This is a genomic window from Mycobacterium conspicuum, assembly GCF_010730195.1.
In the GTDB taxonomy this organism is placed as follows: domain Bacteria; phylum Actinomycetota; class Actinomycetes; order Mycobacteriales; family Mycobacteriaceae; genus Mycobacterium; species Mycobacterium conspicuum.
The window spans coordinates 4,088,879-4,110,717 of record NZ_AP022613.1 but is presented as its reverse complement, the minus strand read 5'-3'; the positions used below and the strand labels follow the sequence as shown (position 1 = coordinate 4,110,717).

Below are 21,839 nucleotides of genomic sequence, written 5' to 3'. Positions count from 1 at the left end.
TGAGGGGCGTCATGGCTTCCGTCAAAGGCCTAACTCTGGAGTTTTCGGATAACCGCACGGTGCCGGACACGCTGGCGGCCATCAATGCCGAATTGCGGACGATCGGAGCCGGGGTGTGGCCGCTGGATCTGCGCGACAGCCCGCCCGACGTCCGTGCCCTGCTGGACAAACCGGTTCTCGACGCGACCGAAGCCGAACGCGTCAGGACGCACTTCCTGTTGTCCAGGGAACGATTGCTGCAGGTCGTGGCCCAGGCGGGCCGCATGCCGGCCGTCGTCGGCGGGGGCGCCCTCGCCACGTTCGTCGCCAATCTGGGCCACCACTACCCCCAGTTGCATCAGGTCCTACCAGGGGTCGACTACACCAGGTTTGACCGGTTTCACGTGAATAGTGGGGTGGACGGCACGGGCATCGACGAAGTCTTCCAAATGCTCTCGGGCGCCGGACTTGTCATCCATCAGCGACTCGACGACGGCAGCACGTTAAGCCTGAGTTTGGACTGTCCCGGGGCGGGGTGCGGCTGGCTGGGAACTTACAGCGGAGCCCGACCGCATATCGGCAGCCTCAGTTCGGCCACGCTGGGTTGCAAGCTCTTGGTCCAGGCCTTTGGTGCCCCCGAGTGGACCCTGACCTACACCGAGGACCAATGAACGTTCACGCAATGGCGCCCGCTTCTTTGAGCGCTTCGATGCGATCCCAGTCCATGCCGATCTCCATCAGGACGAGCTCGGTGTGCTCCGACGCCTGGGGCGCACGGGTGGTCTCCAGCGGCTCGTGGTTGAACTGAACCGGCCCGCGCACGACCTTGAACGGTGCTCCGCCGCTGGCGAGTTCGACCTCGGCGATCATGTCGTTGGCGATGGCCTGCTCGTCGTTGGCCAGGTCGAGGAAACTCTGGAACGGCGCCCATTGACCCTTCATCGTTTTCAGGTGCTGGCGCCAATAGTCAAAGGGCTTGGTGGCGAACGCCTTTGCGATCAGATCGGCGGCCTCGGCGGCGTTCTGTATCAGCGGAAGCACGTCGGAGAAGCGCGGGTCGTCGGCGGCCTCGGGAATACCCAGGTGCTCGAAGGTGTCGCGGATCAAGCCGGTCGGGCTGATGATGCACAGGTTGATGGTGCCGCCGTCGGACGTCAGGTAGTTGCCCATGAAGGGGTTCACCGACATCGCGGCGGCGGAGCCCGGCATGAACGTGCGCATCACCTCGCCGGTCTCCATGCCTTGCGTCATGCTTGCCCCCGCCGCCCACCACGCGGTGCTCAGCAGCGACACGTCAAGTTCAACCGCTTCGCCGGTGCGCTCGCGATGGAGCAGTGCGGCCGAGATCCCGCCGGCGATGAACATGCCGCCGATGGAGTCGCCAAAAGCCGGAATGCCTTGTCCCAGTGCACCTCCCAGCTCTTCCGGGGTCAGGGCGTATCCCACCCCGCTACGCGTCCAGAACGCCGTGCCGTCATAGCCGCCGATGTCGCGCTCGGCGCCCTTGTCGCCGTAGGCCGATCCGCGGGCGTAGATGATGTTCGGGTTCACCGCACGAATGTGCTCGACGTCGAACTTGTGCTTCTTTCGCTGCGCGGGCATGTAGTTGGTCAGGAACACATCGGAAGTCTTCGCCAGTTCGTAGATCACTTCCTGGCCACCCGGGGTCGAAACGTCGACCCCGACGCTGCGCTTGCCCCGGTTCGGGTGCTCCATCAGCGGATGCCTGTCCGGGTTGACCTGGATGCCACCCATGTTCAGGAAGCCGCGCTGGGTGTCACCGCGCACCGGATGCTCGATCTTGAGCACATCGGCGCCCCAGTCGGCGAGGATGGCACCCGCGGCCGGGACGAACGTGAACTGTGCGAGCTCCAGGACCCGAAAGCCCTCCATTACCTTGACCATTTCCGGCACCCTACTTGGCCGCGATCGTCACCGGAAGCGCAACCCGTGAGGCTGGTGTTCAGCGCGGGCGTGGTCCGGTCGGAAACCGCCCGACGTCAGCGGTTTTGATCAGGCATTAAGCCGAAAGGCGGAGGTCCGGCAGACTTTGCAGAAAGCTGTACCGATAGGTATACAGTATCTACTACGCGGCCATGTTTCTGGTGGCCGTTACGTCGACGGAGGGACGGGTTGAATGAGCGACGGCAGCGCGGTCGCCGAGCGGCCGATCGCGTCGAGCGAGCCGGTGCTCTACGAGGTGCGCGACTCCGGCGTTGCGGTGATCACCCTCAACCAGCCGGCGCGGCTGAACGCGTGGGGCGGGCCGATGACGTCGGCGTTCTTCCGCCTCGTCGACGCCGCGGAGGCGGACAGCAACGTCCGCGTCATCGTGATGACGGGCACCGGCCGCGCGTTCTGCGCGGGTGCGTACATGGGCGACCTGGACTCGATCTCGTCGACGACGGTCGAGTCGGCGAGCAAGACCGACGTCAGCGCCCTCGTCGCGGAGAAGCACCCCTACTTTCTGACCCAGTTGAGCAAGCCGGTGATCGCCGCGATCAACGGCTCGGTCGCCGGGATCGGACTGTCGGTGGCGCTGATGGCCGACATCCGCTTCGCCGCGGCCGGCGCGAAGTTCAGCACGTCGTTCGCGCGGCGCGGGCTGGTCGCGGAATACGGCATCTCCTGGATCCTGCCCCGGCTGGTCGGCTGGGGCGCCGCGGTCGACCTGCTGCTCTCCGGCCGCACGTTCCTCGCCGAGGAGGCCGCCGAACTGGGCCTGGTCAAAGAGGTGGTGCCCGGCGAGGAGCTGATGGACCGGGCGCTGGCCTACGCCGAGGACATGGCCGCAAACTGTGCGCCGAGCTCGTTGGCCGTGATGAAGCGGCAGCTTTACGCCGACGCCGGATTGCCGATCGTCGAGACCAGCGATCGGGCCGAGCAGCTGATGCACGAATCCATGACGCGTCCCGATTTCATCGAGGGCATTACGGCGTTCTTCGAGAAACGCCCGCCCAAGTTCCCGCCTCTAACGGTTCCGTCGGTTCCGTCGGTTCGCGGCGGCCACAGCTCACCAGTCGAGAAGGATGGAGAGGAAGTCCGATGACGACGCTGGACTATCAGGCGATTGACGTCGACAACCACTACTACGAACCGCTGGATTCGTTCACTCGTTACCTGCCGAAGGAGTTCAAGCGACGCGGGGTGCAAATGGTCCGGGACGGCAAACGCACCTGGGCGGTGATGGGGGAGCGGATCAACCACTTCATCCCGAACCCGACGTTCGATCCGATCATCGAGCCGGGCTGCCTGGACCTGTTGTTCCGCGGGGAGATTCCCGAGGGCGTCGACCCCGCGTCGTTGATGAAGGTCGATCGGCTGGAGAACCATCCCGAATACCAAAACCGCGAGGCGCGGTTGAAGATCATGGACGGCCAAAACCTCGAGACGGTGTTCATGTTGCCGACGTTCGCGTGCGGGGTCGAGGAGGCGCTCAAGGAGGACATCGAGGCCACCATGGCTTCGGTGCACGCGTTCAACTTGTGGCTGGATGAGGACTGGGGTTTCAACCGCCCGGACGGCCGAATGATCTCGGCGCCGATCATCTCGCTGGCCGACCCGGACCGGGCGGTCGAGGAAGTCGAGTTCGTGCTGGGCAAGGGCGCGCGGCTGGTGCTGGTGCGGCCCGCCCCGGTGCCCGGGCGGGTCAAGCCACGTTCGCTGGGTGATCCGCTGCACGATCCGGTTTGGGCGCGGCTCGCCGAAGCCGGTGTCCCGGTGGGCTTTCACCTGAGCGATAGCGGCTATAACGCGATCAACGCATTGTGGGGCGGCAAGGCCACCTTCGAGGGTTTCGGCGCGAAGGACCCGCTGGATCAGGTGCTGGTGGACGATCGGGCGATCCACGACACGATGGCATCGATGATCGTGCACCAGGTGTTCAGCCGCCATCCGAAGTTGAAGGCCGTCAGCATCGAGAACGGCTCGTACTTCGTGTACCGGTTGATCAAACGGCTGAAGAAGGCCGCCAACACCGCGCCGTCGCACTTCAAAGAGGACCCCGTCGAGCAGCTGAAAAACAACGTCTGGATCGCGCCGTACTACGAGGACGACGTGAAGCTGCTCGCCGACACCATCGGTGTGGACAAGATCCTGTTCGGCTCGGACTGGCCCCACGGTGAAGGGCTCGCCGACCCGATGACCTTCACCGCGGACATTCCCCAGTTCCCGGAATTCAGTGCCGAAGACACCCGTAAAGTCATGCGCGACAACGCGCTTGAGCTGCTGGGTGCCAACGTGCCCGCGTCGGCGTAGCCGATGAGCGAATGGCCGATCGGCGCTGTCCTGGACGCGATCGCTGACGCAGTGCCCGACCGCGTGATGACGGTGTGCGGGGATCGGCGCAGCACCTTCGCCGAAGCCGCCGAGCGGACGCGTCGGCTGGCCAACTATCTGGCGCACAAGGGCTTTGGCGCACATGTCGAGCGCGACGCGCTCGCCAATTGGGAGTGCGGGCAGGACCGCATGGCCCTCATCATGCACAACGACCTGTATCCCGACATGGTCATTGCGTGCCTGAAGGCCCGCGTGGTGCCGGTCAATGTCAACCACTACTACACCCCGCGCGAAGTGGCCGACCTGCTGGCTTACGTCAAGCCGCGCGGTGTGATCTACCACCGCTCCCTGGGCGCGAAGTTCGCCGACGTGCTGCCGTGTCCGGGCGCCGAGTTGCTGATCTCGATAGACGACGGCAGCGAATACCCCGAACTCGCAGGCGCGGTCTCCTTCGAAGACGCGTTGGCGCAAGGCGATTCCGATCACACCAACACCCCGTCGCCTGATGACGCGCTGATGATCTGTACGGGGGGAACCACCGGTCGTCCCAAGGGTGTGCTGTGGCGGCAGGGCGACATGTACGTCGTGTCGATGAACGGTGCGGATCACGCCACCGTCGAGGAGATTCATCAAAAGGTGCAGAACGGTGGCGCGCCCTGGTTTGCCGTGTCCCCGCTGATGCACGCGGCTGGCATGTGGACGGCGTTCGCGGCGATTCTGTCCGGGCTGACCGTCGTCCTCTACGACACCAGGCACAAGTTCGACCCGACCACGGTCCTCGAAATCGCCGAACGCGAGAAGGTCGGGATGATGACCATGGTGGGTGACGCCTATGCGGCGCCACTGGTCGAGGAACTCGGCCGTCGAAGCTACGACCTGTCGGCGTTGTTCGCGATCGGCACCGGGGGCGCCGCCACCAACGTCAAATACCAAAACGCACTGCTCGAGCACTTGCCGCAGATCACCTTGATCAACGGGTACGGCTCCTCGGAGACAGGGAACATGGGGTTCGGGCACAGCCGGCATGGCAGCCGCACCGACACATTCACCTTCCGCAGCGGCGGGCTGGTGGTGTCGGAGGACTACAGCCGCTTCCTCGATCCGGGCGACGCCGAGGTCGGCTGGGTGGCCCGGGTCGGCCGTATCCCATTGGGCTACTTCGATGATCAGGCGGCGACCGCCAAGACGTTCCCGGTGGTGCAAGGCCAGCGGGTGGTCATCTCCGGCGACCGCGCCTCGGTGGATGCCGATGGCACGCTGCGGCTGTTCGGCCGGGATTCGTTGGTGATCAACACCGGTGGCGAGAAGGTGTTCGTGGAGGAAGTCGAAGAGGTGCTGCGTGCGCACCCCGCCGTTGCGGACGTGTTGGTCGTCGGCCGTGACAGCGAGCGCTGGGGGCAGGAAGTCGCAGCGCTGATCCAGCTGCGCCCCGGCTTCGCCCTGGACGACGAGGTGTTGTCCGCGCATTGCAGCGCCGAGTTGGCCCGGTTCAAGGTGCCCAAGGCGTTCATCGTGGTGGATCGGGTGCGCCGCCTCGGAAACGGCAAGGCCGATTACCGATGGGCCAAACAGCAAGCCACACAGCATGTTTCGACTACTGCGAGGACGGGCGGGCCGTGACACAGGATACAGCGACACGGGACGCGGCTCGGCCGGCGATCGACTGCCTGGTCAACGTGCACTTCGGGGAGACGCAGGTCCAGCCCGAATTCATGACCAGGGTCCGCGAGGATTATTTCAAGGGACCCAAGTCGATGTTCGATCCGGTCGACCTCTCGGAATTGCTCGACGAGATGGACGAGCACGGCGTGCAAAAGGCAATCCTGATGGACAACCTCGTCAAGCCATCGGTGACGGCGCGCAAATTCGTCGAGGCGCGCCCGGATCGATTCGCCCTGGCCATGGGTGGGGTCAACCTGCTGCGCCCGGTGGCGTCCCTGCGGGAGCTGACGTCCACCGTGGCGGACCTCCCGGTGGCCTACGCCGCGGTGGGTCCCAGCTTCTGGGCCGATGGCATGTACCCGCCCAGCGACGCCGTGTACTACCCGCTGTACGCCAAATGCGCCGAGATTGAATTGCCGCTGTGCGTCAACACCGGCATCCCGGGCCCGCCGATCCCGGGCGAGGTGCAAAACCCGATCCATCTGGATCGGGTGTGCGTGCGCTTCCCCGAATTGAAGCTATGCATGATCCACGGCGCGGATCCCTGGTGGGACATCGCGATCCGGATGCTGATCAAGTACCGCAACCTCCGGTTGATGACGTCGGCATGGTCGCCAAAACGGTTGCCGGAGAGCCTGATCCACTACATGCGTACGCGGGGCCCCGACAAGGTCATCTTCGCTTCCGACTGGCCCGTGCTGCGCCAGCATCGCGTGATACCCGAGGCAAATGCCCTCGACCTGCCACCCGAAGTCCTCGACAAGTACCTTTACCACAATGCCGACGAGTTCTTTTTCGGCGGCGGGCCAGACCAGAATCAGGAGCGTTGAGCCGATGGATCGCTACGAGCTGCGCAGGCAGGATTACAGCCTGACCGACGACCACAAGGCGCTGCAGGACGCCTACCGGCAGCTGCTGGAAACCCACTGCCCGATCGAGACGGTATGGGCCGCACAGGAAACCGGGTTCGACAAGAGCCTGTGGGAGCGGTTGTGCGCAACCGGCGCATCGTCGATGGCGCTGGGTGAGGACATCGGCGGTGACGGCGCGACCCTGGTGGATCTGGCGCTGGTCGCCGAGGAACTCGGTCGGGTGCTGGCCCCGGTGCCGTGGATCGACCACGTCTGCGCTGCTCGGCTGGCCGCACGGCTGGGGGCGGTCGAGGCCGAGGTCGTCGAGGGCAGCCGGATCCTGGGGCTCGACGTCGCGCCGGAACCGCGCACGGGCGCGCGCCTCGTTCCCGCCGGGGCGATCGCCGACGGCTTGATCGTCCGCGACGGAAAGGATTTCAACGACGTGACCCTGCTGACGTTCGCCACCCGGCCCGCACGGGTGCCCAATCTCGGGCAGCTGCCGATGGCCTGGGTCGACCCGGCCGCGGCCGACACCCGAACCGTGCTGGGTTCGGGGCCCGAGGCGATCGCGGCCTATGCGCGCGCGCTCGACGAGTGGCGGGTACTGACCGCCGCCGCGTTGACCGGCCTGGTTGAGCAGACGATGACGATCGCGGCCGAGTTCGCCAAGTCGCGCTACACGCTGGGCGTGCCGATCTCGACGTTGCAGGCGATTTCACACCCGTTGGCCAACATGGCAATCGTTGTCCAGGGCGGCCGCAACCTTGCCCGCCGCGCCGCGTGGTTCCTCGACAACGAGCCCGACGAGCGACCGGACCTGCCGGGGTGTGCGTTCGTGTTCATGGCCGAGGAGGCCGCCAAGGCGGCGACGATGGCCGTGCACATCCAGGGTGGTCTCGGGGTGTCGGTCGAAGCCGCCGCGACGGCGTATCTGGTGCGCGCTCGTGGCTGGGCGCTGGCCGGCGGCGATCCCGGGTTGACGGCCAAACACGTCGGACGCCTTGTCGCCGAGCGCGAGAAGGCCGCGGCGACCGCACACCAATCCGCCTAAAGGGGTACCGGACAATGGATTTCAGCCACGTAGCCCTCGACGACGAGGACACGGCCTTTCTTGCTCACGTTCGCGCGTTTCTCACCGAGCACGTCACCGACGATGTTCGCCGGCGGGACCGCGAGACCGGCGACAACTTCGACGAAGGCGTCCACCTGGCGATCGGCGCGGCCGGGTACCTGCAGAAGGAGTGGACGCCCGGGTCCGAGGGCGGCTTCACCCGGGTCCGCCGCCGCATCTGGGAGCTGGAGAAGCGCCGTGTGCACACGCCCTGGGTGACGTGGGGAACGACGGCGATGGTGGCGCGGGCCGTGGCAGCGTTCGGCAAGCCGGAACTGGTCGAGGAGGTGATGCCGAAGGTCTTCAGCGGCGAGGTCCGGATGTGCCTGGGCTACACCGAGCCCGAGGGCGGATCCGACGTCGCGACGTGCAAGACCCGCGCGGTGCGGGACGGCGATCAGTGGGTCATCAACGGCTCCAAGATGTTCACCACCGGTGCGCACAACTGCCAGTACGTTTTTCTCATCACCAACACCGATCCGGACGCGCCGAAACACAAGAGCCTGACCATGTTCCTGGTGCCCCTTGACCTGCCGGGCATCGAGATCCAAGGCATCCGCACCGTCGACGGCGACCGAACCAACATCGTGTACTACACCGACGTCCGGGTCGACGAGAAATACCTACTGGGTGAGGTCAACGGTGGCTGGACCGTCCTGCGCGGGCCACTGGATGCCGAGCACGGCGCCGTCGCCGCGGCCCCGGACGGTTTGCAGGACGTTGCGATCATGGCGCATCAGGCCGGGTTCATGTCCGCGGCGGTGGACGCGGTGGCCGCCAGCGTCACCCGACCCGATCCGAGCGGGGCGCGGCTGATCGACGACGGGTCCGTGGCATATCGATTGGGCCGCAGCGCCGCTCGCCTCGAGGCGGCGTTGTCCACGCCCGGCATTTTCGGCCGGGTCGCCCAGGCGCAAACCATGCGCGACATCGCGCCCGAGCTGATGGACATCGCCGGGGCGGCTTCGGTGCTGCCCATCGACACCGACGGCGCCGCCGACGGCGGGGCCTCGGAATACATCTACCGGTTCGCTCCGCTGGCCGGGATCTACGGCGGCACCCTCGAGGTGTTCCGCAACATGATCGCCCAGCACGTGCTGGGACTCGGCAAGCCTAGCTACGCGCCGCCGGTTACCAAAGTTTCCTGAATCAGGTTCCCGGGGCGACCAATTGGGGCGGGTTGACCGCGTCGGGGTCGGGGTTGGCGATCGGCAGACCCATGAACCTGCGGGCGTTGTCGCCCATGAAGTCGTAGGTTCGGCGAATGTCCATCCCTTCGGCGTACTTCCAGAATTTCCTGGGTTCGGCCAAGCCCTCGGGATGCGGATAGTCCGAGCCGAACATCACCTTGTCCCAACCGACGGTGTCGACGACGTCGGCCACGCAGCCCTCCCAGAACGGGCTGACCCAAATGTTGCGACGGAACACGTCGTGGGGGTGCTCGGGAAAGTTCTGCGGCATTTTCTTCTGCAGTTCCTCGAAGTCGTTGAACAGCGGGAAGATCCAGCCACTGCCGTTCTCGACGCTGGCGATACGCAGCTTGGGGAATCGGGTGAGTGTGCCGTGACAGATCAGGCTGGTGATCATGTCTGCGATCTCCCGATGACCCAACGTCATCCATCGAAAAGCGCTTTGCGCCATGAAGTTCTGCGTGTGTGGCGGCTCCCACTTGGCGATGTAGTCGTCCAGCGGCGGGTAGCTGGCGTGCAGCACGATCGGCAACCCCGCTGCCTCGACGTCGCGCCAGAACGGGTCGAACTCCGGCAGGGCCGGAGATCGCCAGCCGTGCAAGCCATTCACGGGTCCGGGCTTGATCAACGCGACTTTGGCGCCGTTGTCCAGGATGTACGCGAGTTCGCGCTGAGCCGCGTCCACCTCGGACAGGTTGATGATCGGCGTCGAGAAGATCCGGTTGTGGTAGTTGAACGTCCAGTGCTCGGCCATCCACTCATTGAGGGCGTGGATGATCGCCAGCGTGAGCTGGGGGTCCTCGGCGCTGGAGTGTTCGACCAGGCTTGCCAGCGTCGGGTAGTTGAGCACTTCTACCACGCCCTGGCGGTCGAGTTCCTTGACCCGGTCGTCGGGGTTGCGGGCCGCGGCCGGAGCTTCGATCGGCGGACCCTGCATTTCGCGCAGGGTCAGGCCTTCGGTGTTCTCTCCGGCGAAGAACCGCTCATGGGCGCCGGGTGCGGCGACCCGTTCGAAGGTCGGGTTCGGGATGAAGTCGGTGACCCTGTTGTTGATCACGATCCGGGTCTGTCGGCCGAACTGCGCGTATTGGACCGAGTAGCGATAGCGCTCCGGCAAGTACTTCGTGAGCGCGTCGGCGGTCTCGTACATGTGCTGGTCGGCGTCAAAGATCGGCGCGTCCCGAAACGAGGGCATACCGTTCATGCTGCAGTCTCAGGTGGTCAGGACGGCCGCCGCGGCGGTGCCGGGCGCGCCATACAGCTGGGTGAAGCCGACCTTGGGTTCGCCCGGAACCTGACGGTCACCGGCCTGACCGCGCAACTGTCGGACGATCTCGTGGATCTGGCGTAGGCCCGAGGCGCCGATCGGCTCGCCGTTGGCGATCAGTCCGCCGTCGGTGTTGATTGGCATCGCACCGTTGATCTCCGTGGCGCCGTCGGACAGCAGCTTCTCCTGCTCCCCGTCGGCGCAGAAGCCGCACTCCGCCATATGGATGATCTCGGCGCCGGCATCGGTGTCCTGCAGCTGTATCACGTCGACGTCATCCGGGCCGACACCGGCCTTTTCGAAGGCGGCTTGCGCGGCATAGACGGTGGGCGCGACATCCTCCTCGACCGGGGCGAAGGTGGTGTTCACCTCGTATGCTCCGTATTTGCGGGTGCGCACCTCCACCGCCTTGAGGTAGACCGGTTTGTCGGTGTAGCGGGCGGCGAGGTCGGCTCGGCACATCACCACCGCGGCCGCGCCTTCGTCCGGAGCGCAGAACATGTATTGGGTGAGCGGATAGTTGAGCATTGCCGAGTTGAGGATGTCGTCCTCGGGAATCGCCTTGCGCCGAAACGCATTCGGGTTCAATGCACCATTGCGGAAATTCTTGGCGGCCACCTTGGCCAGGGTCCGCTGGGAAATGCCGTGGTTGTGCAGGTAGCGGTTGGCCTTCATGCCGAAGAATTGTGTGGTCAGATACTGGCCGTTTTCGGCGTACCAGCGCGGCATGCCGACCAACGCCGGATCCTCGGTGAACGCGCCCCTGGGGTGCTTGTCCAAGCCGACCGCGATGCCGATGTCGTAGTCGCCCAATCGGATTCCGTCGGCGCAGGCCTTGGCTGCGCTGGCCGCCGTGGCGCAGGCGTTGAAGATGTTGGTGAATGGGATCCCGGACAGCCCGACCATCCCCACGATCGCATCGGGATTGGCCACCGTCCAACTGCCGCCGGTCGCCGCCTGGATGTCACCCCACTGCACACCGGCATCGGCCACCGCGGCGAAGATGGCGTCAACGCCCATCTCCATCGCGGACTTTCCCTCGAATCGCCCGAAGGGATGCAGGCCCACACCGATGATCGCCACATCGTTCCCAGTCATACCCTGTGATTTCCCGTCGTCGCCGCGCTGCTGTTCAGGATCGCTTGTCTATACTACTGTAACCATTACCGTTGATCGTGCCGGATGGGTGTTTGTCGGCGCAAACCCTTGACGCTGAGAGAGGGCAGGGATGACGAGAGCCCGTCGTGCGCGCGGATTGGAGGCCAGGCCATGACCGCTGCCACGGTGGTCTTCGACCCGTTCTCCGAGGAATTCTTCAACGACCCCTATCCGACCTACCGCCGCATGCGGGAGGAAGCCCCCGTCTATTACAGCGAGCAACACGATTTCTACGCCCTGACCCGTCACGAGGACGTGGCGGCGGCCTTCAAGGACTACGAGACCTACTCCTCGGCGTACGGGGTGGACCTCGCCCAGGTGCGCAAGGGTGAGGTCACCGAGCATGGATCAATCATCGCCATGGACCCGCCGGCGCACCGCCGCATGCGGGGACTGCTCAACAAGGTGTTCACTCCACGTGCGATCCAAGGGCTGCGGCCGCTGGTCACGCAGGTGGTCGACAAGCACCTGTCCGCCGTCGATCCGGACGGATTCGACTTTGTTCAGGACTTCTCGGCGCTGTTCCCGGTCGATCTGATGGCGGCCCTGCAGGGGGTGCCGGAGCCGGACCGCCAACAGATCCGGCTCTGGATCGACGACCTGCTACACCGCGCCCCCGGCGAGGTCGAGATGGGCGAGGCCGGGGTGAAGTCCGCGGTCGACATGGCGATCTACTACTACCGGCTGACAAAGCAGCGCCGCGAGAAGTTGGGTGACGACCTGCTGAGCAGGCTGATCGAATCCGAGATCGAGCGCGACGACGGCCAGATGACACCGCTGAGCAACATCGAAATCACGGAATTCGCAACGCTATTGGGCGGTGCCGGCGCCGAGACCGTGACCAAGCTATTGGGCAATGCCGCGGTGGTGCTGGCCAAAAACCCCGAGCAGTGGGCCAAGCTGCTCGAAGACCGCGGCAAGATTCCGTTGGCCGTCGAGGAGCTGCTGCGCTACGAGGCGCCCGCGCAGTACAACGTGCGGCGCTCGATGCGTGAGATCACGCTGCACGGCGTGACGATCCCGGCGGGCAAGCCGGTGTTCCTGGTAGGCGGATCCGCCAATCGGGATCCGTTGGCGTGGACCGATCCCGACACCTTCGACATCGATCGCGACCGCACGCAGTCCCAGAATCTCGGCCTCGGCTACGGCATCCACAGCTGCCTGGGTGCGGCTCTGGCGCGGCTGGAGAGTGCGATCGCGCTGGACCGGATGCTGGACTTCATGCCGCGTTATGAAGTCGATTGGGCCGGCTGCAAACGGGTCAACATGCAGAACGTCGCGGGCTGGAGCAACGTCCCGGTCCGGGTGTTGCGCTAGCTCACGGGATTTCGGTGCCACACCAGCGTGCTGTGTGTGGTCACTCCGTCCGCCGAGGTCTGGCTCGCCGACAGCGTCAACCGGTCGCCTTCGACGTGGGCGTGACGAAACTGCGCCTGCGTCAACAACTCCGGCAGGTTCGAAACCGCGACGTCGTGCCGCACGGTCGCGGATTGTTCGTCGACGTGAAACCGGCCCCCGTAGGCGATGTATTCGCCGCCCCGGCCGGGCGTCAACTGAGCCGACATGTAACCGTCGGCGGTGTAGAGGATGAGACCGGCGGGGTCCTCACCGAACGGATACCGCTGAGCGCCGGTGTCGGCATCGCGGGAAACGAAAGACTGCAGCAGCCAGCCGCCCAGCAGTGCTTGACGCAGTTCGGTCATCACCCAGATCCTCCCGCCCGCTTGCGGTTCGAATGTCTCGCTACTGTAGCGTCCACGTTCGTGTCTAGTGGCTGCGACGGTGGAATCAAGATCGACGGTGGCATCCCCATGGAGCTGGCGCGCGTGCCCGCGGCGGCCGCCGAGCTCGAATCGCGTGGGTACGACGGGGGCTGGACGGGGGAGATCAGCCACGATCCCTTTCTGCCCATGTTGCTCGCGGCCGAACACACCTCGACGATCGAGCTGGGCACCAGCATCGCGGTGGCCTTCGCGCGCACTCCAATGAACGTCGCCAACGTCGCGTGGGATTTGCAGTCATATTCGGGAGGCCGGTTCATCCTCGGCCTGGGCACCCAGGTCCAGGCCCACATCGAGAAGCGCTTCAGCATGCCCTGGAGTCGGCCGGTCTCGCGGATGCGCGAGTTCATCCTGGCCCTGCGAGCAATCTGGGACTGCTGGCAGACCGGGTCGAAGCTGGACTTCGAAGGCGACTTCTACACGCACAAATTGATGACTCCGATGTTCACGCCCGAGCCGCTATCATGCCCGGCGCCAAGGGTATTCGTGGCCGCTGTCGGCGAAGCGATGACGCAGATGTGTGGTGAGGTCGCCGATGGGGTGATCGCGCACGCGTTCACCACCCGGCGATATATGGAAGAGGTCACCGTCCCGGCGCTGCAGCGCGGGATGCAGCGGTCGGGCCGCGGGCGCGGTGACGTCGCGGTGTCGTGTCCGGTCTTCGTGGTAACGGGGCGAACGGAAGCCGAGTTGAGCGCCGCGGCGGCCGCCACGAAAAAGCAGATCGCGTTCTACGGGTCGACGCCCGCCTATCGCAGAGTGCTCGAGCTGCATGGTTGGGGCGACCTACACACCGAGTTGCACCGGCTGTCGAGGCAAGGTGACTGGGAAGCCATGGGCGCGTTGATCGATGAGGATGTGCTCGCGGCTTTCGCCGTGGTCGCGTCCGTCGATGAGGTCGCCGCGGCGGTACGAATGCGCTGCCATGGCGTGGTGGACCGGGTGTTGCCGGCTTTTCCGCCGGGGCTCCCCGGCGAGGTGGTCGTGCAGGTGCTCGACAGGCTGCGCCACGCCTAGCGCTGGTGTCAGGGCTGGTGGGGCAGCAGGCGCACCATGAGGCCGGTGGCTTCGCTGAGCAGCTTGCCGTCGGCATCGGTCATGGTCGCGGCGATGAAGACCTTGCGGCCGTCGATTTCGGTGATGCGGCCGTGGGCGGTCAGCGGTTCGTCGATCGGGGTGATGCTGCGGTAGTCGACATGAAGGTAGGCGGTGCGGGTGGGCCGAATCTCGGCGCTGGTGACCACCATCCCGAACAGCCAGTCGTACAGCAGCGGGATCATGCCGCCGTGCACCGCGCGGTTTCCGCCCACGTGAGATTGAGTGAAGCGTCCGGCCATGGTGACACCGTCCGGCCCAAACTCGGTCAGGGTCCACGGCGGCAGCAGGGGATGGCCTAGGCCGGGCAGACTCAGCACCCGGCCCGCGACCACGTCGGTCTCGGCAACCTGGTGGCCGTCCAGCAGCGCGCACGCGTCGAGGATGTGCTCGGTTGCGGCGGCCCACGCCGCACTGTCCGGCCGGGTGGAAACGGTCAGATCTTGTAGCCGACGCATCGCGGCCGCAAATTGCGCGAGCTCCGGCGGCGCGTCTTCGACGGGCCTGACTTCCGGGAATCCGCCGCGGGTTTCGGCGGTGTCCGTCACTTGCTCCCCCAGGCGTGCAGCAGTTCGTCGGTGGTCGTGATGGTCGCCAGCAGCGACAGCGTGTTGGCGATGATGGCCTCTCCGTACTCGGTGGGGATGCCAGCCACAGCGTCCCTCGGAACGACGACGCGATAGGCGGCGTTGACCGCGTCCATCACGAGATTGGGAATCGCGATGTTCAGCGAAACACCCACCACGACGATGGTGGACACGCCGAGGTTGCGCAGGACCGCGTCCAGGTCGGTGCCGCCCATCGGTCCGACGCCGTGCCACCTGCGCAGTATCAGATCGCTTGGCTCGGGCCCCAATTCGGGAAGCACTTCCGCGCCGGGCGTACCCGGGGTGATGTCAACCGCCCCGCGACTCATGTTGAAGATCTTGGCGTTGCGGTTGGATCCGAGCCCGTCGGGACGCCGCTGCACCAGGCAGTGCACGATGTGGACGCCGGCGGCCCGCGCCACCGGCAAGAGCCGCACGATGTTGGGCAGCGCGACGCGGCGGGCTTCCTCGGCGAGCATGGCCAGCCCCGCATCGGGACCGATGACCGCGCCCTGACACTCTTGCGCGACGATCGCGGTGTGGCCGGGATCAACGAGGTCGGCGAGTTGTGGCTTCATGCCGGCACGTCATAGAACTGAGTGGCCCATTTCCGCAGCGCCATATAGCCTTTCGCGTCGACCTTGGACAGTGGGGGGTGTTCGACGTAATTCTGGTATCGCCAGATCTGCAGATCGTCGAAAACGGTGGACAGGAACTGCTTTTCGATGAGGTCGCGCAGTTTGCCCTCAGGAACCGGGGAGTCGTCGCCGGCAACGCGTGGCCACCAGATCGAATAGAACAGGTCCGAACATTCGTCGTCGACGGGTGTGCAGGTGAAGATCAGCCGGTGATTCTGCGCGCCCTCGAAGACGCTGATCGCGCCGCCCAGGCCGAACAGATGGCTGTGGAACACCAGCGCCATATCGTCGGGGTTGTTGCTGGCCGCGTCCGGCCAGCCCGCGGTGAACTGCCATTCCTGGCCGACGATCTTCCAGTCCAGCACCCTCGGGGTGACCGTGGCGTGGTGCACGTACTCGAAATGAGCGCTGTCCGGGGCGTTCTCCTGGACGATCTGGGGGTGCACGGGTTCGCACTCCGCGCGGCGGGAGAACTCCGGGTACGCGCGGTAGTAGGCCGCCGGGTCCGTCTCGAACTGGGGGAACTTGTGGAAGATGTCGGGCATCTCCCACTGCGGCTCCTTGCCGTGCGGGTGATGCCAGATGAACACGCAGTCGTACTGCTCCCGCACCGGGAACACCCGGAGCCGCAGCGCGCGGTTGGGCCGATCCGGCTGATAGGGGATGTATCGGTTGGTGCCGTCCGGGCCCCAGCGCCAGCCGTGAAAGGGGCATTGCACGCAGTCGCCGACCACCTTGCCGCCGTGGCCGATGTGGGCGCCGAGGTGTTTGCAGTGTGCTTCCAAAACATGCAGGTCACCGGACTCGTCGCGGTAGGCGACCAGGTCCTCACCGAAGTAGCGCAGCGGCCGCACCTCACCGACCGGAAACTCCGGCGACCATCCGACCATGAACCAGCCGGTGACCTTCCAGGTGAATGGAACCTTCACGTGGGCGCCTCCACTAGTTTCGGTAGTTCCGCTGATACTTAATTCGTTACAGTATAGATTTCAGCAGGTCGAGGGAAGTTCGTCCAGGGTGCGACAAGGAGCTGCTTGATGGGTGCGCAGGAAGACTCTGGTGTGCGCTTCGATGTGTTGGTGATCGGCGCCGGGTTTTCCGGCCTGTACATGCTGCATCGGCTGCGCCAGCTCGGGTTGCGGGCCCGGGTGCTGGAGCAGGCCGAAAACGTCGGCGGCACCTGGCTGTTCAACCGATACCCGGGCGCGCGTTGCGACATCGAGAGCATCGAATACTCCTACAGCTTCTCCGAAGAGATTCAGCAGGAATGGGTTTGGACGGAATCGATGCCGGCCCAATCCGAGATCGAGGCTTACCTGAACTTCGTCGCCGACCGACTGGATCTGCGCCGCGACATCCAGTTCGACACCAGGGTCGTCGCGATGGCTTTCGACGAGGAAGCCGCGCAGTGGGTGCTGCACACCGAGGCGGGCGGATCCTTCGTCGCACCGTTCGTCGTCGCCGCGTCGGGCATCCTGTCGGTGCCGCTGGAACCCGACATTCCGGGGATGGCATCCTTCGCCGGAACTTCCTTGTACACCAGCCGCTGGCCGCGCGACGACGTCGATTTGGCCGGCAAGCGCGTCGGGGTCATCGGCACCGGCTCGACCGGCATCCAGCTGATCCCCGTCGTGGCCCGGGAAGCGCTGCGGCTGAACGTGTTCCAGCGTTCCGCCGCGTACACCTTGCCCTGGCAGGTGCGTCGATTCGAACCCGGCGAGCTGGACGAAATGAAGGCCAACTACGCCGAAATCCGAGCCGCGCAACGCGCACACCCCGTCGGGGCGGCGCGGCTGAGCGCGTTTTCGGTGCTGCTCGGCATGCTCGGCAAGCCGCCGCTGAAAACGGCGTCGCGCGAGGAGCAGCTGCGCGCCATCGAGGAGAACGGCATTTTGGGCGCGCTGAACTGGGGCGATGTCTTCTTCGACATCGAAGCCAATCGGATGGCCACCAAGCTGTATGGCGAGGCGGTCGCCCGGATCGTCAAGGATCCGCAGACGGCGGCGGCCTTGGTGCCCGACTATCCCTTCGCGTGCAAGCGACCCATCATCGATCAGGGCTATTACGAGACGTTCAACCGCGACAATGTCACCCTCGTCGACCTGCGCAAGGGACCCATCCGGGAAGTGACGCCGACGGGGATCAGCACCGAACAGGGCCACTACGAGCTCGACGTGATCATCTATGCCACCGGGTTCGACGCCATGACCGGCGCGCTGAGCCGCATCGATGTCCGTGGTCGCGACGGGGTGTCGCTCGGCGACTTCTGGTCCGGCCAAGGCGCGCTGTCCTACCTCGGGCTGGCGGTCGCGGGCTTCCCGAACCTGTTCACCATCCAGGGGCCGGGCAGCCCGAGCGCGGCGACCAATTTCGTCGCCGCCATGGAGCAGCATGTGGAGTGGATCGGCGACTGCATCGCCCACCTGCGCGCCAACGGGATTCGCACCATAGAGGCGCTGGAGACCGCGCAGCGGGAATGGATCGATCACACCACCGAACTGGTGGCGCCGACCGTGCTCGTCCACCCGACTTGCAACTCCTGGTACAACGGCGGCAATGTTCCCGGCAAGAAGCGGATGTACCTGGGCTATGTCGGCGGGATTCCCGAATATCGACGTCGCTGCGATGAGATCGCGGCCGGCGGCTACACCGGTTTCAAGCTGGATTAGTTGCGTCAACGGAGGGTGAGGGCATGTCGTTGGTGACACGGACGACGGAGGTCGGGCGTGAGTTCGCAATGGTGCTGCCGCGGACCGTGTCCGGTCTCCGGGAATCCACCGGCTGGAAACCGGCGTCGCCGCGCGGGGTGCGTCAGTTCGGCGAGGTGATGCTGGACGAGCTTGTGCTGTGCGGCTTTTCGCTGCTGGGCGGCAACCTGACCGAACGGGTGCGACCCCTGACGGAGTGTGAACCGGCCGCCGAAGAGCTGTCGGCGCTGGGCATCGACGGTGCGCACGCCGAACCGAAACCGTTGCGTACCACGTCGGTGCAACAACGCCGGATCGCCGGGTTGGCCTTCGAGCGAGTGACATTCGAGCACGATCCCGCGCTACCGAAGACGCTGGCGGCCGAAGGCCTGGGTGGCCCGGCGCGGGCGGTGGTGCACGTGTGCCGGCACACCGACGGCCCGCGGCCGTGGCTGGTCTGGGTGCACGGCGCCGGCCAGGGCGGCACCGAGGATCTCGTGCTGTCCCGGATCGGCCGGATACACCACAAGCTGGGCTTCAACGTCGCGATGCCGGTGCAGCCCGGCCATGGGTGCCGGCGGCGGCAATGGCCGGCGTACCCGGACATGGATCCGCTGGGCAACGTCGCGGGCATGATGCGCTCGGTGTCCGAGGTGCGCGCCGTGGTGCGTTGGGTGCAGCCGCAGGCCAGTGCCGTTGTGGTATCCGGGATTTCGATGGGGACCCCGGTGGCCGCGTTGGTTTCGCATCTGGAACGGGACATCGACGCGGTGGGGCTTTACACGCCGATCCTGGGGCTCAACGGGATGATCGCGCGGCACCTCGATCGCTTTGGCCGGGGCAGAAGCGGGCTCCCGGAGTTGCTGACGTCGCCGGTGGTTTCACAACTGACTTCGGTGATCGACCCGCTGGCGGTCGACCCGGCGCCGCCACCGCAGCGCCGGCTGATCGTCGGGGCATGGCACGACCGAATGGCGATGCGCGAGCCCACGAACGCGCTCCAGGAGCGTTGGGGCGGACAACTTTACTGGTACGACGGCAGCCACGTCGGCCACATCTTCTCCCGGCGCGTGCAGCAGGTGTCGGAGCGATTCCTGCGCGCGGTGGTCGCATGACTTCGACTCGGACGGCCCGCGAGGTCGTCGAGTTGTACAACCTGGTGGTGTGGAACCAGCGGGACTTCGCGCTGGCCGAGGAGTTGATCGGCGACACGGTCACCCGGCACGAGGTGGGCAAGGCGACGGTGCTCACGCACGAGCAGGCCGTTCGGCGCATCATCGATCACTGGGCCATGTTCGAGGCCATCCGCTTCGACCTGAACCTGGTGGTTGCCGGTGACGACGGCGAACACGTCGCGATCGTCTACCAGTCCCCCATGACGCTCAAGGACGGCAGCCACGTCGAGGTGGGCAGCATGGAGATCTTGCGCGTCGTCGACGGCAAGATCACCGAGGTCTGGAATTGCGGCTACCAGCAAGGAGTTTGGAATTGAGTGATCGCGCGCTTGACGAGCTGGGGTACTACCTGCTGGCGGGGGCCGGCGGTGAAGGGCCGGCAACTTTGATGGACGAGGCTCGCCGCGGCGAGGAGTTGGGATTCGGCACGGCGTTCATCTCCGAGCGCTGGAACGTTAAGGAGGCGTCGTCACTGGTCGGTGCCGCGTGTGCGGTGACCAGCCGGATGCAGATCGCCACCGCCGCAACCAATCACAACACCCGCCACCCGTTGATCACCGGGTCGTGGGCCACCACCATGCACCGGCTCTCGGGCGGCCGGTTCACGCTGGGCATCGGCCGCGGCATCGCCGCGATCTACGGGGCGTTCGGGATACCGGCGGTCACGACCGCGCAGATGGAGGACTGGGCTCAGGTGATGCGCCGCCTGTGGCACGGCGAGGTGATCTTCAACCACGACGGCCCGATGGGCAAGTATCCCATTCTGTTTCTGGATCCGGACTTCAACGAAGACATCCGGTTGGCGCTGGTGGCCTTCGGCCCGAACACGTTGGCGCTCGGTGGCCGTGCGTTCGACGACGTGATACTGCACACCTATTTCACCCCGGAAACGTTGCGGCGCTGCGTCAAAACGGTCAAATCCGCCGCGGAAAAGGCGGGCCGCGATCCGGAGAGCGTGCGGGTGTGGTCGTGCTTCGCCACGGTCGGCGACCACCTTCCGGAACAGTTGCGGCTGAAGAAGACCGTGGCGCGGCTGGCCACCTATCTGCAGGGATACGGTGATCTGTTGGTCAGCACCAACGGCTGGGATCCCGCTGTGCTGCAACGGTTCCGGGAAGATTCGGTGGTGACGTCCATCGCCGGCGGGATCGACCACAAGGCCACCCCCGAACAGATCGAGCACATCGCGACGCTGATACCCGACGAGTGGCTGGAGCCCTCGGCCACCGGATCGGCCCAGCAGTGCGTCGAGCGCATCCGCGCCGAATTCGACTACGGGGCCGACGCGGTGATCATGCACGGCGCGACTCCCGACGAGCTGGAGCCGATCGTCACGGCCTATCGCGCCGCGACCTAACCGCGAGCGTGCGCAGTTGTACGCCGGTTACGGCGTGTCGTTGTGCAGGCGCGCACGCTCGCGGTTCGTTTTGAGGTAGGCGGAGCTGCGGACCACAAACCACGTCGCCAGCGGGCGAACGAATCGGACGATGTGCCTTTTGGCGCCGAAGTCTCTTCTCATATCGTCCAGCTGCGCATCAAGCCCTCGCTGCTGGTACCGCAGCAGCTGCTGGCTTTCCGCCGTGTCGGCCCAGTCGCCAAAGTAGCGCGGCGGCCGCTGTCGCACGAATGCATCGATCGGCAGCGGGCCGATCCCCATCGCACCCATCAGGGCGTTGACAAAGTCGTAGTAGGTCATGCGGCAGTTTTCGCCGCCCGCGATGTTCAATACCTTTCCGATCGACGCCTCGCACGCCACGGCGCGGGCGAAAGCGGTTCCGGCGTCGGCGGGATGGAGGAACTCAAATCGCGCGTCGGGGCTGATCTCGAACATGATGCTCGGGTCCTGTGCCTGCAGGTGCAGGGGCGTGACCGCCGAGAGCCGCAGAATGCTCCACCGCAATCCAGACTGGCGGATCGCCTGCTCGCACGCGACCTTCTGGCGCCCGTACGCGTCGGTGGGGCAGACCGGCGTGTCCGCCCGCAGCGGCGGTTCGCGATCCTGGAGGTCGCCGAAGATCCCTTGCGACGATGCGAACACCAGCCGCTTGGCCGTGGGTGAGGCCTCCATCTGCGCAATCAAATCCAATGTGGCATCGAGGTTTACCCTGCGAGCCAACTCGGGCGCCTTGTCCGAGTAGGGCGGAATGATGGCCGCCAGGTGGACGACCGCGTCCACGCCGGCCAGCGCATGTCGCAGCGATTCCGGATCGGTGATGTCGCCCCAGACGAACCGGGCCCGGCCCCCAAAACCCGAGAAGCCGGAGGCGAGGTCGCGTGCCCTGCGAGATTCGAGGTCGAAGCCGACGACGTCGTGGCCCTCGTCAAGCAACGCCGCCAGACTGGCCGCGCCGATACTGCCCAGCGCACCCGTCAACAA

21 protein-coding genes are annotated in these 21,839 nt (G+C 65.7%); 13 read left to right on the top strand and 8 right to left on the bottom strand.

Features of this window, described 5'->3' with window-relative positions; translation table 11 throughout:
- Nucleotides 1-11: 11 nt before the first annotated feature.
- Nucleotides 12-650 (top strand): hypothetical protein, encoded by a 639-nt coding sequence (locus tag G6N66_RS18845; protein ID WP_085233183.1) that lies wholly within the window; start codon nucleotides 12-14, stop codon nucleotides 648-650.
- Nucleotides 651-654: 4 nt separating this feature from the next.
- Here the strand turns inward: G6N66_RS18845 and G6N66_RS18840 are convergent, their stop codons facing one another.
- Nucleotides 655-1,872, bottom strand: coding sequence for a CaiB/BaiF CoA transferase family protein (locus tag G6N66_RS18840; protein ID WP_085233332.1), 1,218 nt, complete (start codon nucleotides 1,870-1,872; stop codon nucleotides 655-657).
- Nucleotides 1,873-2,116: 244 nt separating this feature from the next.
- Here G6N66_RS18840 and G6N66_RS18835 point away from each other — a divergent pair, with 244 nt between their 5' ends.
- From G6N66_RS18835 to G6N66_RS18810, 6 genes are all read left to right on the top strand, one after another.
- A complete protein-coding gene (locus tag G6N66_RS18835) occupies nucleotides 2,117-3,028 on the top strand; it encodes an enoyl-CoA hydratase (RefSeq protein WP_085233182.1) in 912 nt (303 codons plus the stop codon).
- Entirely contained in the window at nucleotides 3,025-4,236 is a 1,212-nt protein-coding gene (locus G6N66_RS18830; protein WP_085233181.1) for an amidohydrolase family protein, read from the top strand. The genes G6N66_RS18835 and G6N66_RS18830 overlap by 4 nt, the downstream gene beginning before the upstream one ends.
- Nucleotides 4,237-4,239: 3 nt before the next feature.
- A complete protein-coding gene (locus G6N66_RS18825; protein WP_085233180.1) occupies nucleotides 4,240-5,877 on the top strand; it encodes an acyl-CoA synthetase in 1,638 nt (545 codons plus the stop codon).
- 92 nt (nucleotides 5,878-5,969) lie between these two features.
- Entirely contained in the window at nucleotides 5,970-6,749 is a 780-nt protein-coding gene (locus G6N66_RS18820; protein ID WP_232079533.1) for an amidohydrolase family protein, read from the top strand.
- A gap of 4 nt (nucleotides 6,750-6,753) precedes the next feature.
- A complete protein-coding gene (locus G6N66_RS18815; RefSeq protein ID WP_085233178.1) occupies nucleotides 6,754-7,824 on the top strand; it encodes an acyl-CoA dehydrogenase family protein in 1,071 nt (356 codons plus the stop codon).
- A gap of 14 nt (nucleotides 7,825-7,838) precedes the next feature.
- Nucleotides 7,839-9,032, top strand: a complete 1,194-nt coding sequence (locus tag G6N66_RS18810; protein ID WP_085233177.1) for an acyl-CoA dehydrogenase family protein — start codon at nucleotides 7,839-7,841, stop codon at nucleotides 9,030-9,032.
- A gap of 1 nt (nucleotide 9,033) precedes the next feature.
- Here the strand turns inward: G6N66_RS18810 and G6N66_RS18805 are convergent, their stop codons facing one another.
- Nucleotides 9,034-10,269 (bottom strand): amidohydrolase family protein, encoded by a 1,236-nt coding sequence (locus G6N66_RS18805; RefSeq protein ID WP_139825233.1) that lies wholly within the window; start codon nucleotides 10,267-10,269, stop codon nucleotides 9,034-9,036.
- Between the two features lie 18 nt (nucleotides 10,270-10,287).
- Entirely contained in the window at nucleotides 10,288-11,439 is a 1,152-nt protein-coding gene (locus G6N66_RS18800) for a thiolase family protein (RefSeq protein ID WP_085233175.1), read from the bottom strand.
- Between the two features lie 171 nt (nucleotides 11,440-11,610).
- On the opposite strand from G6N66_RS18800, the gene G6N66_RS18795 reads away from it, so the two are divergent.
- Nucleotides 11,611-12,816, top strand: a complete 1,206-nt coding sequence (locus G6N66_RS18795) for a cytochrome P450 (RefSeq protein ID WP_085233174.1) — start codon at nucleotides 11,611-11,613, stop codon at nucleotides 12,814-12,816.
- On the opposite strand, the gene G6N66_RS18790 is transcribed toward G6N66_RS18795, so the two are convergent.
- On the bottom strand, nucleotides 12,813-13,202 hold the full coding sequence (locus G6N66_RS18790) for a lipocalin-like domain-containing protein (protein ID WP_085233173.1): 390 nt from the start codon (nucleotides 13,200-13,202) through the stop codon (nucleotides 12,813-12,815). The genes G6N66_RS18795 and G6N66_RS18790 overlap by 4 nt on opposite strands.
- Nucleotides 13,203-13,310: 108 nt before the next feature.
- Here G6N66_RS18790 and G6N66_RS18785 point away from each other — a divergent pair, with 108 nt between their 5' ends.
- Nucleotides 13,311-14,297, top strand: a complete 987-nt coding sequence (locus tag G6N66_RS18785) for an LLM class F420-dependent oxidoreductase (protein ID WP_085233172.1) — start codon at nucleotides 13,311-13,313, stop codon at nucleotides 14,295-14,297.
- An 8-nt stretch (nucleotides 14,298-14,305) separates the two neighbouring features.
- On the opposite strand, the gene G6N66_RS18780 is transcribed toward G6N66_RS18785, so the two are convergent.
- The 3 genes from G6N66_RS18780 to G6N66_RS18770 are packed head-to-tail and all read right to left on the bottom strand — an operon-like array spanning nucleotide 14,306 to nucleotide 16,529.
- Nucleotides 14,306-14,923: a PaaI family thioesterase gene (locus G6N66_RS18780; protein WP_085233171.1), complete on the bottom strand. Its 618-nt coding sequence runs from the start codon at nucleotides 14,921-14,923 to the stop codon at nucleotides 14,306-14,308.
- Nucleotides 14,920-15,540, bottom strand: coding sequence for a cysteine hydrolase (locus G6N66_RS18775; RefSeq protein ID WP_085233170.1), 621 nt, complete (start codon nucleotides 15,538-15,540; stop codon nucleotides 14,920-14,922). The genes G6N66_RS18780 and G6N66_RS18775 overlap by 4 nt, the downstream gene beginning before the upstream one ends.
- Nucleotides 15,537-16,529, bottom strand: coding sequence for a Rieske 2Fe-2S domain-containing protein (locus G6N66_RS18770; RefSeq protein WP_085233169.1), 993 nt, complete (start codon nucleotides 16,527-16,529; stop codon nucleotides 15,537-15,539). Before G6N66_RS18770 ends, G6N66_RS18775 begins: the two co-directional genes overlap by 4 nt.
- Nucleotides 16,530-16,637: 108 nt before the next feature.
- Between G6N66_RS18770 and G6N66_RS18765 the strand changes: the two genes are divergently transcribed.
- The 4 genes from G6N66_RS18765 to G6N66_RS18750 are packed head-to-tail and all read left to right on the top strand — an operon-like array spanning nucleotide 16,638 to nucleotide 20,819.
- A complete protein-coding gene (locus tag G6N66_RS18765; RefSeq protein WP_085233168.1) occupies nucleotides 16,638-18,269 on the top strand; it encodes a flavin-containing monooxygenase in 1,632 nt (543 codons plus the stop codon).
- 23 nt (nucleotides 18,270-18,292) lie between these two features.
- On the top strand, nucleotides 18,293-19,402 hold the full coding sequence (locus G6N66_RS18760; protein WP_085233167.1) for a PHB depolymerase family esterase: 1,110 nt from the start codon (nucleotides 18,293-18,295) through the stop codon (nucleotides 19,400-19,402).
- The gene (locus G6N66_RS18755; RefSeq protein ID WP_085233166.1) at nucleotides 19,399-19,779 is read left to right on the top strand and encodes a nuclear transport factor 2 family protein; all 381 of its coding nucleotides are present in this window, start codon (nucleotides 19,399-19,401) and stop codon (nucleotides 19,777-19,779) included. The genes G6N66_RS18760 and G6N66_RS18755 overlap by 4 nt, the downstream gene beginning before the upstream one ends.
- Complete coding sequence (locus G6N66_RS18750) at nucleotides 19,776-20,819, top strand: TIGR03857 family LLM class F420-dependent oxidoreductase (RefSeq protein ID WP_085233165.1); 1,044 nt, start codon at nucleotides 19,776-19,778, stop codon at nucleotides 20,817-20,819. The genes G6N66_RS18755 and G6N66_RS18750 overlap by 4 nt, the downstream gene beginning before the upstream one ends.
- A 27-nt stretch (nucleotides 20,820-20,846) precedes the next feature.
- Here G6N66_RS18750 and G6N66_RS18745 read toward each other — a convergent pair whose 3' ends face one another.
- Nucleotides 20,847-21,836 (bottom strand): NAD-dependent epimerase/dehydratase family protein, encoded by a 990-nt coding sequence (locus tag G6N66_RS18745; protein WP_163645874.1) that lies wholly within the window; start codon nucleotides 21,834-21,836, stop codon nucleotides 20,847-20,849.
- Between the last annotated feature and the right edge of the window lie 3 nt (nucleotides 21,837-21,839).

What these genes read in the sequence shown, in the direction of transcription:
- G6N66_RS18835 (WP_085233182.1), top strand. Translation starts at nt 2,117, where the DNA reads ATGAGCGACGGCAGCGCGGTCGCCGAGCGGCCGATCGCGTCGAGCGAG.
- G6N66_RS18810 (WP_085233177.1), top strand. Translation starts at nt 7,839, where the DNA reads ATGGATTTCAGCCACGTAGCCCTCGACGACGAGGACACGGCCTTTCTT.
- G6N66_RS18815 (WP_085233178.1), top strand. Translation starts at nt 6,754, where the DNA reads ATGGATCGCTACGAGCTGCGCAGGCAGGATTACAGCCTGACCGACGAC.
- G6N66_RS18805 (WP_139825233.1), bottom strand. Translation starts at nt 10,269, where the DNA reads ATGCCCTCGTTTCGGGACGCGCCGATCTTTGACGCCGACCAGCACATG.
- G6N66_RS18795 (WP_085233174.1), top strand. Translation starts at nt 11,611, where the DNA reads ATGACCGCTGCCACGGTGGTCTTCGACCCGTTCTCCGAGGAATTCTTC.
- G6N66_RS18840 (WP_085233332.1), bottom strand. Translation starts at nt 1,872, where the DNA reads ATGGAGGGCTTTCGGGTCCTGGAGCTCGCACAGTTCACGTTCGTCCCG.
- G6N66_RS18830 (WP_085233181.1), top strand. Translation starts at nt 3,025, where the DNA reads ATGACGACGCTGGACTATCAGGCGATTGACGTCGACAACCACTACTAC.
- G6N66_RS18820 (WP_232079533.1), top strand. Translation starts at nt 5,970, where the DNA reads ATGACCAGGGTCCGCGAGGATTATTTCAAGGGACCCAAGTCGATGTTC.
- G6N66_RS18790 (WP_085233173.1), bottom strand. Translation starts at nt 13,202, where the DNA reads ATGACCGAACTGCGTCAAGCACTGCTGGGCGGCTGGCTGCTGCAGTCT.
- G6N66_RS18825 (WP_085233180.1), top strand. Translation starts at nt 4,240, where the DNA reads ATGAGCGAATGGCCGATCGGCGCTGTCCTGGACGCGATCGCTGACGCA.
- G6N66_RS18760 (WP_085233167.1), top strand. Translation starts at nt 18,293, where the DNA reads ATGTCGTTGGTGACACGGACGACGGAGGTCGGGCGTGAGTTCGCAATG.
- G6N66_RS18765 (WP_085233168.1), top strand. Translation starts at nt 16,638, where the DNA reads ATGGGTGCGCAGGAAGACTCTGGTGTGCGCTTCGATGTGTTGGTGATC.
- G6N66_RS18785 (WP_085233172.1), top strand. Translation starts at nt 13,311, where the DNA reads ATGGAGCTGGCGCGCGTGCCCGCGGCGGCCGCCGAGCTCGAATCGCGT.
- G6N66_RS18755 (WP_085233166.1), top strand. Translation starts at nt 19,399, where the DNA reads ATGACTTCGACTCGGACGGCCCGCGAGGTCGTCGAGTTGTACAACCTG.
- G6N66_RS18775 (WP_085233170.1), bottom strand. Translation starts at nt 15,540, where the DNA reads ATGAAGCCACAACTCGCCGACCTCGTTGATCCCGGCCACACCGCGATC.
- G6N66_RS18845 (WP_085233183.1), top strand. Translation starts at nt 12, where the DNA reads ATGGCTTCCGTCAAAGGCCTAACTCTGGAGTTTTCGGATAACCGCACG.
- G6N66_RS18800 (WP_085233175.1), bottom strand. Translation starts at nt 11,439, where the DNA reads ATGACTGGGAACGATGTGGCGATCATCGGTGTGGGCCTGCATCCCTTC.